We start from the raw sequence: 13,781 nt of genomic DNA on the forward strand, positions 1-13,781 counted from the left end.
CTATTACCATATTAAGGGGTGACGATGTGGCAACTATACGTGATGTTGCAAAATTGGCAGGTGTTTCAGTCGCAACCGTTTCACGAGTTATTAATGAAAAAGGATACGTTCATGAGGACACAGTAAAACAAGTAAAGGAAGCAATTGAAGAATTACGTTATAGGCCAAACAGTGCAGCGAAGCCACTATTTAAAGAGAATTCAACGATAATTGCATTACTTGTAGATAATTTATGTAACCAATCAAACATCACTTTGCTACATTGTATTGAGGAAATAGCATATAAAGAAGGCTATCAAATCATTATTTGTAATATAGAGAATAAAGATAGATACATACATATGCTGAAGCAAAATAACATTGCAGGTGTTATTTTGACGAGAGCAGTTTTTAAAAGTGTAGGAGAAATTCCATTTCCGTTTGTTGTGATCGATGAGCAACAATCACATGGAAATTATTATGAAAGTGGACAGAGAGCTGTTTCTTTATTAAAAGAGAAAGGGTGTCACTTTCTTGCATATTTCGGTGAGGGAGAAGAAAGTGAAGAAATGGAAGATTATATAGCAGGGTTTTTAGACGCTGTTTGGGATGAAGAAATCTCTTATCGAGAAGAATGTGTACAAGGGTATACAAATAAACAATTTATTACATTATTGCAAAACAATCCGTATATAGATGGAATTGTAACCTCAAGTGATCAGATTGCTATTGAGTTAATTCGGTCAGCGAGATTTCTAAATATACATATACCAGATAAATTAAAAATTGTTGGACCTAATGGGAGCATAGAGTGTGAATGGATAGGTTCATCACTACCGGCAATTGAAAGCTATGTCAAAGATAATGGAAAATTAGCTTTTCAACAATTAAAAGGAAAAATAAAAAAGTAAAAGGTGCGTTTTATACGCACCTTTTTATAATGTAATTGCGGCAATAAAACCAAAGATAAGTAACGGTATATTGTAATGTAGAAAAGTGGGTACACATGTATCCCATATATGATGGTGCTGACCATCAGCATTTAAACCGGATGTTGGTCCAAGGGTACTATCCGATGCTGGAGATCCTGCGTCACCTAGTGCTCCGGCTGTACCGATAATTGCAATTGTGGCCATTGGACTAAATCCAAGCTGAATGCAAAGAGGTACAAAAATGGTTGTTAAGATAGGGATCGTTGAAAAGGATGAACCAATTCCCATTGTAACGAGAAGTCCAATAACGAGCATAAGAAATGCAGCGAGTGGTTTATTATTTCCGATTATATGTGCACTCGTTTGCACCAGAGATTCAACATGTCCTGTTTTTCGAAGAACAGCGCCGAATCCAGCGGCAGCAATCATAACAAAGCCAATAAAGGACATCATACGCATTCCGCTTGTTAATATCGCATCTGCTTCTTTAAGTGGTAGACTGCCACTAACCGATAAGACGATAATACCTGCTAAAGCACCAAAAATCATTGATTCTGTTGTTAATTGAACAGTTAATGTAGCAATGATAGATAATAACCCGAAAGTAATGCTACGTTTTGTATAGGGAACGATTTCATTTTCGGTAGTATGAATTTGTTCTGTTTCATACGTACGAGGTTTTCGGTACGTAATGAATACCGCTACACATAATCCAATAATCATACCAATTGCTGGAATAGTCATTGCTTTTGGAATAAGTGTGACATCAAATGTAAGGCCGCTTTGCGCAGCGTTGGTTTGTAATACGTCATGATAAATTTTTCCGAATCCTGCAGGGATCCACATATAAGGAGTAATCAATCCAAATGTAATAATACATGTGACAAGTCTGCGATCCACTTTCAGCTCATTTAATACTTTTAAAAGTGCTGGAATTAAGATGGGGATGAAAGCAATGTGAACAGGAATCACATTTTGTGAGAAACAAGCCATCGTTAAAATAATGAATAAAATAAGTATTTTAGAATAAACTTGTTTTTTCGTGTCTTGTTCATTGCCAATCCATTTTAATGCAGTTTGAATCATAGCATCTGGAAGTCCTGTTTTGGAAAGGGAAATAGCGAAACCACCAAGCATTGCATAACTTAAAGCGATTGGAGCACTGTTTCCAAGACCAGTTGTAAAAGTGTTAATCGTTTCTGAAATACCGAGTCCGCCGATAATTCCGCCTGTTAAAGCTCCAACAATGATGGCGACAATGACCTGGACACGTAACAAACTAAGCAATAGCATAATTGCTACTGCGACGAGTACAGCGTTCATAATAAATGTAATCTCCCTAAATTTTTATTCTGTTAAGACAAGTAAATATGAAATATTTTGCGATGTTTATACATACTTGCGACATATTATTATAAAATGTTTTCTATGAAATGTAAAAGAGCCTTTTGTTACTAATGCTGAAAAGCTAGCTCTTGTTTAATTGATTGCAAAGAATTAGCGAATAATTCTGGTTCTTCTAAATCAGGAGAATGTGCTGAATTTGGGAACCAAATCATCTTTTTTATAGGCGCTTCAATAAGATCGCAATATTCCTGAACGAGTGCATAAGGAGTTTGATAATCATAGCGACCAGAACAAAAATAAACTGGAATAGATAAACTTGAGATAGAAGAAAAGAAATCGATTGTCAGCATTTCTTCCCATAAAACGCCAGATTTTAAATTTCCTGCGAGAAACTTGAACCAATCTAATAGCGTATACTCAGGAGAAAAGAAACCTTTTCGTATGAAAGAAAAGGAAGATCCGTTTTGGATTGCGCCTCCAAATGTGCCAAGCCACTTTCTTTGAATAATGAGACGTCTCGTATCTAAAAATGGTGGTTTGCCTAATTTTAAAAGGGAAGCTAATGCTTTTTTATGATCATGTTTTTTTGCAGAATGAATTAAATGTTGATATAGCAATTCTTCATTTTGTTTCATATGTACAATTTGCCCAATACCGATGTAAGCCTCGATATACTTTGGATATTGATGTGCTATGTTAAGCCCAATAATACTTCCCCAAGAATGACCAGCGAGAAATAGTTTTTGTTTGTTGAACCTTTTAAGTACATATTGAATCACTTCTTTTGCATCGGAAACGAATTGTTCAATTGTGAAATTTGCTCCGAAATCTTTCATTGAAAAGGATTTACCAGCCCCGCGCTGATCCCAATTAATAACAATAAATTGCTTCTCTAATTCTTTTTGAAAATGGCGAATAAATCCGATTTGTGCCATCCCAGGTCCGCCGTGACAGCATAATAAAATAGGTTGCTCTACGTTTTGTCCACGCATAAGGAGAGTTTGTTTTCGATTATTTATCATAACGCTTTCTATCGTAGCGATACTATTAGGAATGAGTTGTTTGTTTTCGTTATAGAACTGAGGGGTGTAGCTACGAAAAAGCATATTGAAAACCTCCTTTTGTGAAATCGTATGAATCGCACAGGCTATTCATTTTGCATATACTGTTAGAAAATCATTGTAACATACTATACTAGTGTCATTTCAACACGGGAGGAGGGAAATTGTGACGATTGGAGAAATTATAGATGGTTTAAACAGACGTGAATCCATCGCTATTATAGCAAAACGTCTTGAAATAAGCCCGTATACATTATCGAAGAAATTAAGATTGATTGGATACGAATATGATGGAGAGCAGAAGAAACGTATTTTTGTAGGAGATGGAGAAGAACCACGTCACTTACAACTCCAAGAAGCGACCGCCCTTCAATATGAGAAAACAGATTATCAATTATTAATTTACGAGCAATTACAAAGCATTTATGAGTTACTAAGAAAAAGAGGCGAAGTAATTGCACCAATTATGAGTAAGAGTACAGAGAAAAAGAGACGAACCTTTTCTATTAATACAGAAATATTAGCAAGATTGGACCTTATATCAGAATCGAAAGGAATTCAAAAGTCTAAACTTGTAGAAGAGGCGTTGCAACAATTTTTACAGCAATATGAAGTTGACAAAACATCACATTTTGATAACTAAAGAAAAGGATACTATGTTCATTGGAAGAACGAGTATCCTTTTTATGATGTATATTACGTATAAAATAGAGGATCAGTACAAATCCTTTATGGCGTGAAAAATAAAATTTATTATTAGAGAAACACTTAATTTACTTTTTGAATTCTTTCATCAATAACTGGCTGAATTGGTTCTTTTAATTGTTTTACGTAATCGACTAACGCTTCAAAGTCGTTTGGACCAGTTTCTGCATTTTTACCATTTTTAAATGATACGAATCCGTCACCGCCAGAAGCTAAGAAGGCATTTGCAACTACGCTATACGTTTTAGATGGAGATAATTCTTCTCCGTTTGTTAAACGTATATTTGTAACTTTTTCACCGTTTGGTTTATTTGCATCCCACGTATATTGAATACCTGAAATTTGAAGCATTCTTGTTGTTCCTTTTTGCCATTGCTGATTTAAAATATCGCGAATGTCTTGACCTGTTAAATCTACTTTAATCAATTGATTTCCAAAAGGTTGAATGCCGTATAACTCACCCCACGTAATATCACCAGCATCTAAGTCATTACGAATGCCACCAGGATTCATGAGGGCGATTTGAGTTTGCATCGTTTGACGCTGAGCATCGGCAACTAAATTTCCAAGAGTGGACTCACCAGCATCATTTTGTTTACGGTCGATAGGTGCTGTAGATTTTCCGACCACTTCATTTACAAGTGGTGCGATTTTTTCTTTATATTGATCTAGTTTTTTCTTTACTTGTTTATCAGGTTCTACACCTTCATGATACGTTGTAACAACTTCAGCTTTTTTCTTTACAATATCCTTTGTTTTACGATCAATTGTTACATCCACGTCTGAGAAAGCCGTTCCGTATGAATTTGCTTGGACAATTAGTTTATTATTTACTGTACCATTTACATACGTATGACTATGTCCACCGAAAATAACATCAACTTCTGGGTCTGTTTCATTTGCAATTCGAGTAAGATCGCCATTTGTTACCCCAGACTCATCGGTTGTTCCACCGACATGAGCAAGAACGACGATCGATTTAACGCCGAGGCGTTTTAATTGTTGTGTTGATTTATTAATTGCTTCTACTTCATCAGTAATTTGTACATTTTTAAGCATCGTAGGCATAACAACATTTGGTGTATCAGTTGTAACAACACCAATGAATCCAACAGGAACACCATCTACCATTTTTACAGTAAATGGTGGTAAAAATAAGCGGCCAGTTGATTTGTTATAGAAGTTAGCAGCTACATAGGGGAAGTTAGCCCCTTTGAAATTCCCTGTTTTTTCATGATATCCACCGTAAATGAGGCGTTTCATTTCATCAATGCCTTCATCAAATTCATGGTTCCCGATTGTACCAACATCAAATTTTAAATCATTTAAAAATTCAATCGTCGGTTCATCTTGTAATAATGCTGAAACTGGTGGACTAGCTCCGACGATATCACCAGCATGTACGAGAAGTGTATTAGGGTTTTGTTTTTTACGTTCTTTTAAATAAGTAGCTAAGTAATCAGCGCCACCAGCTTCTTTATTATTGATTTTTTTAACAGTATCTAGTTGTCCATGGAGATCATTAATACCAAGCATTTGTACGTCTATGTAGCGGTTTTGTTCAGCTGGATTCTGAGATGGGGGAGCGGCAAATACGCTTGAAAAAGTAATAGTGCTTAAAACAGCAACGGCAGGAATAATTTTTTTCCACATAATATAATTCTCCTCTTTTTATAATCTGACATCATACGACATAATTTTAATAGATTCATAGGATTATAGCTACATAAAAATTTAGTCTTTTCGAAAAATTAACATATTTACAAAAAGTGAATAATAGAGTAAAGACCCTTTTTTATTGTCGATTTCATCGTGTATCTACTATAATGGAGAAAAAAGTAAAAGGTGAGTAGCATGAAGAAAAAGAAACAAAGACAAATGCAAAGACAATCGCAAGTGAATCAACCAAAGAAAGAAACACTTACATTAGGCGATCAATTAAATGATTCACTCATGCAACAATTAAAGAGTAAGAAGAAAGAGTTGCAAGTGAGAGAAGAGGAAAAAGAGGTAGCTGAACTGGAAAGAAAGCGCCAAGAACAAAAAGAACGTGAAAAGAATAAATCATTTGAAGAACTGCTAAGTGAAAGTAACCTTACTTGGAAAGACTTTAAATAATAAAAAAATGATCAGTGAAATACCACTGATCATTTTTTGACGAGCTTGTAAGAAAAGGGGAGTTAGAATGAGAAAAATTGTCGTTGTTCCGCATGAAAACCATTGGATTGAAAAATTTCAAATGGAGGCTGAAAGATTAAAATCAGCGATGCCAGAAACGGTGAAAATGCATCATATTGGAAGTACGTCAGTGCCCGGACTGGCAGCTAAACCTATTATTGATATGATCATGGAAGTAGAAAATATCGAAAGAGTAGATGGGTGGAATGAACGATTTATAGAGCTTGGTTACATCGTAAAAGGGGAAAATGGTATTTCAAGACGCCGATATTTTATTCATGGAACTGAGGAAAAACGTTCGTATCATTTACACGTGTTTGAAAAAGGAAATCCAGAGATAGTAAGGCATTTAGCGTTTCGTGATTATATGATGGCTCATTGTGAAGAAGCAGAGGCATATGCAACCTTAAAGAAAGAATTAGCCGAAAAGTATACATATGATGGCACGTTATATACGGAAGGGAAAAATGAGTTTGTGCGCAATGTGGATAAAAAAGCGAAAGAATGGAGAGAAAATAACGTGAATGAATGAGTTCACGTTATTTTTTAGCTATATAAAAGTGTTATGTAAACTGTACGTATGTTTTGACTTTTTGGATGAATATTGTTGAAATAAAGTTGTGGCTTATAAATAATGTAACAATGAAAGGGAGACGACTGTGCATATTCCAACAACTACACTTCATAATGGCGTGAAAATGCCGATGATTGGTCTAGGCGTATATAAAGCAAAAGAAGGAGACGAAGTAAAACAAGCAGTAAAAACAGCGTTAGAGGTTGGATACCGTTCGATTGATACAGCGACTGTATATGAAAATGAAAGCGGTGTCGGAGAGGCGATACGTGAATCAGGAATTCCAAGAGAAGACCTATTTATTACAACAAAAGTATGGAACGACGATCAAGGATATGAGGAGACACTCGAGGCGTTTGAAAAGAGTTTAAAAAAATTACAAATGGACTATGTAGATTTATATTTAATACATTGGCCGGTAAGAGGGAAGTATGTTGATACGTACCGAGCTTTAGAGAAATTGTATGAAGAAGGTAAAGTGCGTGCGATTGGTGTTTCTAATTTTCATAAACATCATTTAGAACTATTATTACCAAATTGCAAAGTGAAGCCGATGGTAAACCAAGTGGAACTTCATCCGATGTTGACGCAATTTGAGTTGTGCAATTATTGTCAAGATGAGCAAATTCAAATGGAAGCATGGAGTCCGTTAATGAGGGGCGGAGAAGTATTCCAGCATCCAATCATTCAGGCTATTGCTAACAAATATGAAAAAACACCTGCACAAGTTATATTAAGGTGGGATATTCAAAGCGGGATTGTTACAATTCCTAAATCTGTTACACCATCTCGTATTAAAGAAAACTTTACTATTTTTGATTTTGCACTAACTGAAGAAGAAATACGTCAAATTAACACGTTGAATCGTGATTTACATGTAGGAACGAATCCTGATAAATATGATACGTTATAAAAAAGACTGTCTCCTAATACTGGAGACAGTCTTCTGTTTTATCGGTAATTCGATATTTTTAACGATGCAAAGCATATGTGTCATATTTAACAATCTTTTGAAGTTGTATATATTCTTCTTTCGTTAAAGGTAACTGTTGACTAGCTCGTATATTTTCCTGTAATTGTTGAAGAGAGCTTGCACCAGGTATAACAGCTGCAACAGTCTTATTATGTAAGCAATATTGAATAGCTGTTCCTGTTAAAGAGCGTTCTCCAATCATTTCTTTTACACTTGCTAGAGTTGCATGTAATTCATCGTAAGAATAAGAGAGATAATCCTTTCCCTTTACTCTTTCTATCTTTCTTGCATTATTGTCAGTTAAAATTCCTTTTGCAAGTGGCCCGCGGGCAATGACGCTAATTTGGTGTTCATTTAGAAGGGGGAACCATTCTTCTGGACGACGATTTAAAAGGTTATATTCCATTAGTACACTAACGATGTTTGAGCGTTTTGCATATTCACGAACGACATTTGGGCGTATAGAAGAAATACCGTAATGGCGAATAATACCTTCCTTTTTCAATTCTTCAAAAGCTTCAATTGTTTCATCTATTGGATCTTCAATTGTTCCGCCATGAAGTTGGTAAAGGTCAATATAATCAGTTTGAAGTCTACGTAAACTTTCCTTTACTTCAGTCTTTATGTAAGCTTTAGAAGGATCCCAAGACCAGCCATTTTTTTCTTCTGTCCAACGATTTCCAACCTTCGTTGTAAGTACAATTTGGTCTCTTCTTCCCTTCAAGGCTTTTCCAACAAATGCTTCATTTAATCCGTAATCATATAAATCTGCTGTATCAAAAAAATTAATTCCTAAATCGATCGCTTCATCGATAATATGCATAGCTTCTGTTTCAGATGTACCGAGAGACATACAGCCAAGGCCCATTTCTGTAACAAACAAATCTGAGTTTCCTAATTGACGTTTTTTCATAGGTCAACCTCCTTACCTTTATTGTACGAGAGGGAAAAGAGGTTGACAAACGTTTACTTTCCGCTTCGCATTAACTGCCCGTAAAAGCATGATTAATGTTTCACTTTATTTGCTGTAATCCACTCTTGTACAGTTGTATACTCTTTGCTATATTGCTTTAGCTTATGGCGAATTTGCCATGCTTTTCCGACTAAAGTGACGCGATTTGGTAAAATATAAACTTTCATTTCTATCACGCTCCTTTCAATGTGGTAAAATGTATGAGGAAAGAATAGGAAATAGAACAGGGAGATGAAGTAGTATGAGTAATCTTGCAGAGAGAACAGTAAAAACTGAGCCAATTTTTGATGGTAGAGTTATAAAAGTTCGTGTTGATGATGTAGTATTACCAAATGGAGCAATGAGTAAACGTGAAATTGTAAATCACCCTGGTGCAGTTGCTATTATTGCTATTACTGATGAGGGGAAAATTGTGCTTGTTGAGCAGTATCGTAAAGCACTTGAAAAGGCGATTATAGAAATTCCGGCTGGCAAGTTAGAACCTGGTGAAAAACCTGAGGTAACAGCAGTTCGTGAATTAGAAGAGGAAACAGGATATGTATGTGAAAATATGGAGCTCATTACTTCTTTCTATACATCTCCAGGATTCGCAGATGAAATTTTATATGTATATAAAGCGACAGGTTTGACAAAAAAAGAAAATAAAGCTGAGTTAGATGAAGATGAGTTTGTGGAATTGATGGAAGTATCATTAGAAGAAGCGATTACTCTTATGAAAGATCTTCGTATTCATGATGCGAAGACGATGTTTGCAGTACAATATTTACAATTACAAAAATAAACACTCGCCAAAGGCGAGTGTTTTTTAATTGATTTTTGCATATACACGTGCATCACGTAAGCTACCATCTGGTGCTAGGAAATCATTTTCCATTGTACCTTCTAGAATGAATTCTAGACGTTCTGCTAAGCTACATGCATTTATATTTGTTGCATCAGTACGAATTTCAATCCTTCTAGCGCCTAGTTTATCAAAGGCGAACTGAATTGCACCTTTAACAGCTTCGGTCATATAGCCTTGTTTTGTATAGGCACTATGTAGCCAGAAGTGAAGTGAAAACTTTGGAATATCCCAGTTTTCAGGCTTTAGTGTAATTGCTCCGATGAATGTACCAGATACTTTATCGTATAAGTGAAAATCAAGTGTTTCACGAAGTAAAAACTGTCCGTGAGCTTCGCGAACAATTTCTTCAGCACTCTCTTCTGTTTCAGCGTTAATTGGTATCCACGGTACTAAGTCTTCTAGAGAAGCTTGGATTGCTTCATATACTTCTGCACCATCACCTGGAAATGGTTTACGAACTTGCAAGCGTTCAGTTTGAAATAATGTTGGAAAATCTAATAATAATGGTTTCAAGAGAAATCCCTCCTATTCTCTACTTTTTAGTTTAGCAAAGTAGAGCGGAATTTCAATGTTAATTCGTCATACTTTTTTCTTTCTTTCATACATTTTTAATAAGAGTGTGAACGGAGGGAAGAAAAATGTGGCGAAAAAATTGGCAAGACCGTGTAATGTCTCACATACAGGAAAACTCTTCATTATATATATTTAACGCCGTTTTATTATTGATGGGAGTAATATTCGGAGCCATTCTTGTGAATAGTTTACAAATCAATCAAAAACAAGATTTATCATTTTATTTACAACGTTTTTTTGGACAAGTCTCTAAAGGAGAATTTGCCATTGCAGGCGAAATGTTTCGAGAAAGTTACTTTTCGCAATTAAAATACATCGGATTTATTTGGATTTTAGGAATTTCAATTATTGGATTACCACTTATTTTTATTTTATTATTTGTAAAAGGAGTTGTCGTTGGATTTACAGTTGGTTTTTTAGTAAGTCAGCATGGATGGAATGGACTATTATTAGCATTTGTATCTGTTTTGCCACAAAATTTAATTATCATTCCAGTCTTTCTCGTTATGACAACTATTGCTGCAAGTTTTTCTTTACGGATGATTAGGCATCAATTTATTAGAAAAATAACCGAGCCACTATTACCATTATTAATCCGTTATACATGCTTCTTTCTCGTAATTGGAGTGGTGTTAGCACTTGCTTCTAGTGTGGAGGCTTACGCATCACCAGTTTTAATGAAAGAAGTCGTTGAGGCTATTAATAAAAAATAAATACTTTTTGAGAATAATTATCAATTTGTTTTTATTGTTTTTTCTTTTGACAGAAGCCCTTCTTCTGATATAATGGTGTAAGAGTGGCGAGGAGGGAGTAGTACCGAATGGAAGAAAGAATTGAACGAATTAAGAAGCAATTACATGCAGCGAGCTACAAATTAACACCGCAACGTGAAGCAACAGTTCGTGTGCTGCTAGAAAATGAAGAAGATCATTTAAGCGCAGAAGATGTTTACCTCCTTGTAAAAGAAAAGTCGCCAGAGATCGGATTAGCAACCGTCTATCGAACTTTAGAACTATTATCTGAGTTAAAAGTTGTCGATAAGATTAACTTCGGAGACGGTGTTTCACGCTATGACTTACGCCAAGAAGGTGCGCAGCGTTTCCACCATCATTTGATTTGTACACAATGTGGTGCTGTACAAGAAATACAAGAAGATTTACTTGGTGAAGTGGAAAGGAAAGTAGAACGAGACTGGAGCTTTAAGGTGAAAGATCATCGTTTAACATTCCATGGGATTTGTAAAAACTGTCAAGAAAATGAAACGGATGAAAAATAACCTTTTCCTATTTATCTAGGAAGAGGTTTTTTATTTGAATAAGGTATAAATTGGTGAAAGCTTGGCATATGTTGTAATAACTTATATTTTGGAGGAATTTACAATGCGCCGAGCTTTAAAATTAACTTTTGATGGAATAAAAGTATTTTTATTATTTACAAGTTGTACGATTTTGTTTTATTTCGCTATACTATGGATAAATGAAGAATATGAAAGCTATCATCGTTATGAAAAACCTAAAGAAGAGACTGTAGAAAAAGTATCAGGGAATGAAGAACCGGCAAAGGATGCTTTCGTAAATAGAATGATGTTTTTCTATGAAAATGGGGAGTAGTGTAGAGTGGAAGATCAATTAAAAGATTTTATTCATTATATGGTTGTCGAAAAAGGATTAGCAAAGAATACAGTAGTATCTTATGAACGGGATTTAAAAAGCTACGTAAAGTATTTGCAAAATGTGGAACAGACGAAAACTTTTCATGAAGTGACCCGTTTACACATTGTTAACTTTTTGCAGTATTTAAAAGAGAACGGAAAATCTTCGAAAACATTGGCGCGTCATATCGCATCAATTCGTTCGTTCCACCAATTTTTACTTCGTGAACGAGCGGTAGAACACGACCCATCCGTACATATTGAAACGCCGCAAGGGGAACGGAAATTACCAAAAGTATTATCAGTTGATGAAGTAGAGGCGTTACTTCAAACACCAAAAATGACAAGTGCTTTTGGGATTCGTGATAAGGCGATGCTAGAGTTACTGTATGCGACAGGACTTCGTGTTTCAGAATTGATTGCACTCAATTTAGAAGATGTACATTTAACGATGGGATTTGTTCGTTGCATAGGGAAAGGGAATAAAGAAAGAATTATTCCACTAGGAAGTTTAGCAACGGAAGCGATTCAAAAGTATATTGAAAAAGGAAGAAGAGAATTAATGGGGAAAAAAGTAGTAGATGCACTCTTTTTAAACCATCATGGTAATCGATTATCAAGACAAGGATTTTGGAAAATATTAAAACGATTAGCGAAAGAAGCAAATATTGAAAAAGAGCTTACACCTCATACGTTGCGTCACTCGTTTGCTACGCACTTATTAGAAAATGGAGCAGATTTACGTGCTGTACAAGAAATGCTTGGACATGCAGATATTTCAACGACGCAAATTTATACGCACGTTTCAAAAACTAGATTAAAAGATGTATATAAACAGTTTCATCCGAGAGCATAGTTACTATGCTCTTTTTTTCATAGATTAAGAGGGGGAGACCGTTTCACAGAAACTTCACAAACATTTCGTATATTGTTTTCAGCAGAAGACTGGAATATTACAATGTATTTCCTCTATACTAAATAAAGTATAAAGGAGGAAATGATGATGAAAAAACTGATTATAACTTTATTTATCGCGATGCTAGCGTTGGCTGGCTGTAATACAAACAAAGAAGAACCGAAAAAAGAACAGAAACTTGAAGCTATAAAAGTAGCAGTCCAAACAAATCCGAAAGAAATTAAACCAGGTGAAAAAACAGAAGTACAAGCACTTGTTACACAAGGAAAAGAAAGAGTAACGGATGCTGATGACGTAAAGTTTGAAATTTGGAAAGATGGCGACGAGAAACACGAGATGTTAGATGGTAAGCATAAAGGAAAAGGTGTTTATGCAGTCGAGAAAACATTTGAAACTGACGGAGTATACCATATTATTCCTCATACAAATGCACGTGATATGCACGTTATGCCAGAACATAAAGTTGCTGTAGGAAATGCGAAAGTAGAAGATGCGAAAAAAGAAAATAGTGACCACAGTGCAGGACATGGAGATCATAAAAGTGACACAATGATCCATCTTATGGCTGGAGACATAAAGGCAAATGCTGAATCTACAATGAAAGTTCATTTAAAGCAAAAAGAAGAAGCATTAACTGGTGCTGAAGTACAACTAGAGATTTGGAAAGATGGTGTTGCAAAACACGAATTTATTCCAGCGAAAGAAGGAAATAAAGGAGAGTATGAAACGAAACATACTTTCAAAGAGAACGGCTCTTACAAAGTGAAAGTGCATGTAAGAAAAGGCGAATTGCATGAACATAAAGAAGAAACAATAGAAGTAAAATAAAAAGTAGCTCTTTAGAGCTACTTTTTATTTTTGTTATGAAGAAATAAATCATAAAAAAATTAGCACTTCGTTGCAGAATGGATTACAATAGAAGTGTGAAGAAAATGAGAAATTCTACGAAAATGTATTAAAAAGAAAGCGTAAACATGTTATGATATCAATATCAGATGTCTGACATCTGACTTAGAAAAAACTAGAAATGTTTTTGAATCGTTTCAAGTAAACGAAATAGGTTAGAAAATGATTT

General features: G+C 35.2%; 17 protein-coding genes. 11 read left to right on the forward strand and 6 right to left on the reverse strand.

Annotated elements, in window-relative coordinates:
• The first annotated feature begins 26 nt into the window (after positions 1 to 26).
• Complete coding sequence (locus MRP26_RS06310; RefSeq protein ID WP_242806046.1) at positions 27 to 890, forward strand: LacI family DNA-binding transcriptional regulator; 864 nt, start codon at positions 27 to 29, stop codon at positions 888 to 890.
• A 24-nt stretch (positions 891 to 914) separates the two neighbouring features.
• Here the strand turns inward: MRP26_RS06310 and MRP26_RS06315 are convergent, their stop codons facing one another.
• Both MRP26_RS06315 and MRP26_RS06320 read right to left on the reverse strand, forming a co-directional pair.
• Positions 915 to 2,234 carry a Na+/H+ antiporter family protein gene (locus MRP26_RS06315; protein ID WP_000994810.1) on the reverse strand — a complete coding sequence of 440 codons (1,320 nt, stop codon included), beginning with the start codon at positions 2,232 to 2,234 and terminating at the stop codon, positions 915 to 917.
• 131 nt (positions 2,235 to 2,365) lie between these two features.
• The gene (locus tag MRP26_RS06320) at positions 2,366 to 3,364 is read right to left on the reverse strand and encodes an alpha/beta fold hydrolase (RefSeq protein WP_053563703.1); all 999 of its coding nucleotides are present in this window, start codon (positions 3,362 to 3,364) and stop codon (positions 2,366 to 2,368) included.
• Between the two features lie 121 nt (positions 3,365 to 3,485).
• Between MRP26_RS06320 and MRP26_RS06325 the strand changes: the two genes are divergently transcribed.
• Positions 3,486 to 3,962, forward strand: coding sequence for a ribbon-helix-helix domain-containing protein (locus MRP26_RS06325; protein ID WP_000151933.1), 477 nt, complete (start codon positions 3,486 to 3,488; stop codon positions 3,960 to 3,962).
• Between the two features lie 125 nt (positions 3,963 to 4,087).
• Here the strand turns inward: MRP26_RS06325 and MRP26_RS06330 are convergent, their stop codons facing one another.
• Positions 4,088 to 5,677, reverse strand: coding sequence for a bifunctional metallophosphatase/5'-nucleotidase (locus MRP26_RS06330; protein ID WP_197242717.1), 1,590 nt, complete (start codon positions 5,675 to 5,677; stop codon positions 4,088 to 4,090).
• 201 nt (positions 5,678 to 5,878) lie between these two features.
• On the opposite strand from MRP26_RS06330, the gene MRP26_RS06335 reads away from it, so the two are divergent.
• From MRP26_RS06335 to MRP26_RS06345, 3 genes are all read left to right on the forward strand, one after another.
• Entirely contained in the window at positions 5,879 to 6,142 is a 264-nt protein-coding gene (locus MRP26_RS06335) for a YqkE family protein (RefSeq protein ID WP_144465044.1), read from the forward strand.
• Positions 6,143 to 6,209: 67 nt separating this feature from the next.
• Positions 6,210 to 6,734: a GrpB family protein gene (locus MRP26_RS06340; protein WP_001227176.1), complete on the forward strand. Its 525-nt coding sequence runs from the start codon at positions 6,210 to 6,212 to the stop codon at positions 6,732 to 6,734.
• Between the two features lie 127 nt (positions 6,735 to 6,861).
• A complete protein-coding gene (locus MRP26_RS06345; protein WP_088022433.1) occupies positions 6,862 to 7,689 on the forward strand; it encodes an aldo/keto reductase in 828 nt (275 codons plus the stop codon).
• 58 nt (positions 7,690 to 7,747) lie between these two features.
• Here the strand turns inward: MRP26_RS06345 and MRP26_RS06350 are convergent, their stop codons facing one another.
• Positions 7,748 to 8,662 carry an aldo/keto reductase gene (locus tag MRP26_RS06350; protein ID WP_242806047.1) on the reverse strand — a complete coding sequence of 305 codons (915 nt, stop codon included), beginning with the start codon at positions 8,660 to 8,662 and terminating at the stop codon, positions 7,748 to 7,750.
• 92 nt (positions 8,663 to 8,754) lie between these two features.
• The gene (gene mciZ, locus MRP26_RS06355) at positions 8,755 to 8,889 is read right to left on the reverse strand and encodes a Z-ring formation inhibitor MciZ (protein WP_000870302.1); all 135 of its coding nucleotides are present in this window, start codon (positions 8,887 to 8,889) and stop codon (positions 8,755 to 8,757) included.
• 74 nt (positions 8,890 to 8,963) lie between these two features.
• Between mciZ and MRP26_RS06360 the strand changes: the two genes are divergently transcribed.
• On the forward strand, positions 8,964 to 9,503 hold the full coding sequence (locus MRP26_RS06360) for an NUDIX hydrolase (RefSeq protein WP_000067041.1): 540 nt from the start codon (positions 8,964 to 8,966) through the stop codon (positions 9,501 to 9,503).
• 24 nt (positions 9,504 to 9,527) lie between these two features.
• On the opposite strand, the gene MRP26_RS06365 is transcribed toward MRP26_RS06360, so the two are convergent.
• Positions 9,528 to 10,079 carry a GNAT family N-acetyltransferase gene (locus MRP26_RS06365; RefSeq protein WP_000803479.1) on the reverse strand — a complete coding sequence of 184 codons (552 nt, stop codon included), beginning with the start codon at positions 10,077 to 10,079 and terminating at the stop codon, positions 9,528 to 9,530.
• 155 nt (positions 10,080 to 10,234) lie between these two features.
• Between MRP26_RS06365 and spoIIM the strand changes: the two genes are divergently transcribed.
• The 5 genes from spoIIM to MRP26_RS06390 all read left to right on the forward strand — a co-directional run bounded on the left by spoIIM (position 10,235) and on the right by MRP26_RS06390 (position 13,534).
• Positions 10,235 to 10,852, forward strand: coding sequence for a stage II sporulation protein M (gene spoIIM / locus MRP26_RS06370; RefSeq protein WP_013142149.1), 618 nt, complete (start codon positions 10,235 to 10,237; stop codon positions 10,850 to 10,852).
• A 107-nt stretch (positions 10,853 to 10,959) separates the two neighbouring features.
• The gene (gene fur / locus MRP26_RS06375) at positions 10,960 to 11,415 is read left to right on the forward strand and encodes a ferric iron uptake transcriptional regulator (RefSeq protein ID WP_000392657.1); all 456 of its coding nucleotides are present in this window, start codon (positions 10,960 to 10,962) and stop codon (positions 11,413 to 11,415) included.
• Positions 11,416 to 11,518: 103 nt separating this feature from the next.
• Positions 11,519 to 11,749, forward strand: a complete 231-nt coding sequence (locus MRP26_RS06380; protein ID WP_001250432.1) for a YqzK family protein — start codon at positions 11,519 to 11,521, stop codon at positions 11,747 to 11,749.
• A 6-nt stretch (positions 11,750 to 11,755) separates the two neighbouring features.
• Positions 11,756 to 12,646, forward strand: coding sequence for a site-specific tyrosine recombinase XerD (xerD, locus tag MRP26_RS06385; protein WP_000390088.1), 891 nt, complete (start codon positions 11,756 to 11,758; stop codon positions 12,644 to 12,646).
• A 144-nt stretch (positions 12,647 to 12,790) separates the two neighbouring features.
• Entirely contained in the window at positions 12,791 to 13,534 is a 744-nt protein-coding gene (locus MRP26_RS06390) for a FixH family protein (RefSeq protein WP_242806048.1), read from the forward strand.
• Positions 13,535 to 13,781 lie beyond the last annotated feature (247 nt).

Origin of the sequence: Bacillus sp. CCB-MMP212, assembly GCF_022748145.1 — a bacterium.
Classification (GTDB): domain Bacteria; phylum Bacillota; class Bacilli; order Bacillales; family Bacillaceae_G; genus Bacillus_A; species Bacillus_A cereus.

Coding starts and splice junctions, on each gene's coding strand:
- MRP26_RS06315 (WP_000994810.1), bottom strand. CDS start 2,234: ATGAACGCTGTACTCGTCGCAGTAGCAATTATGCTATTGCTTAGTTTG.
- MRP26_RS06320 (WP_053563703.1), bottom strand. CDS start 3,364: ATGCTTTTTCGTAGCTACACCCCTCAGTTCTATAACGAAAACAAACAA.
- MRP26_RS06330 (WP_197242717.1), bottom strand. CDS start 5,677: ATGTGGAAAAAAATTATTCCTGCCGTTGCTGTTTTAAGCACTATTACT.
- MRP26_RS06335 (WP_144465044.1), top strand. CDS start 5,879: ATGAAGAAAAAGAAACAAAGACAAATGCAAAGACAATCGCAAGTGAAT.
- MRP26_RS06340 (WP_001227176.1), top strand. CDS start 6,210: ATGAGAAAAATTGTCGTTGTTCCGCATGAAAACCATTGGATTGAAAAA.
- MRP26_RS06350 (WP_242806047.1), bottom strand. CDS start 8,662: ATGAAAAAACGTCAATTAGGAAACTCAGATTTGTTTGTTACAGAAATG.
- mciZ (WP_000870302.1), bottom strand. CDS start 8,889: ATGAAAGTTTATATTTTACCAAATCGCGTCACTTTAGTCGGAAAAGCA.
- MRP26_RS06360 (WP_000067041.1), top strand. CDS start 8,964: ATGAGTAATCTTGCAGAGAGAACAGTAAAAACTGAGCCAATTTTTGAT.
- spoIIM (WP_013142149.1), top strand. CDS start 10,235: ATGTCTCACATACAGGAAAACTCTTCATTATATATATTTAACGCCGTT.
- fur (WP_000392657.1), top strand. CDS start 10,960: ATGGAAGAAAGAATTGAACGAATTAAGAAGCAATTACATGCAGCGAGC.
- MRP26_RS06380 (WP_001250432.1), top strand. CDS start 11,519: ATGCGCCGAGCTTTAAAATTAACTTTTGATGGAATAAAAGTATTTTTA.
- MRP26_RS06390 (WP_242806048.1), top strand. CDS start 12,791: ATGATGAAAAAACTGATTATAACTTTATTTATCGCGATGCTAGCGTTG.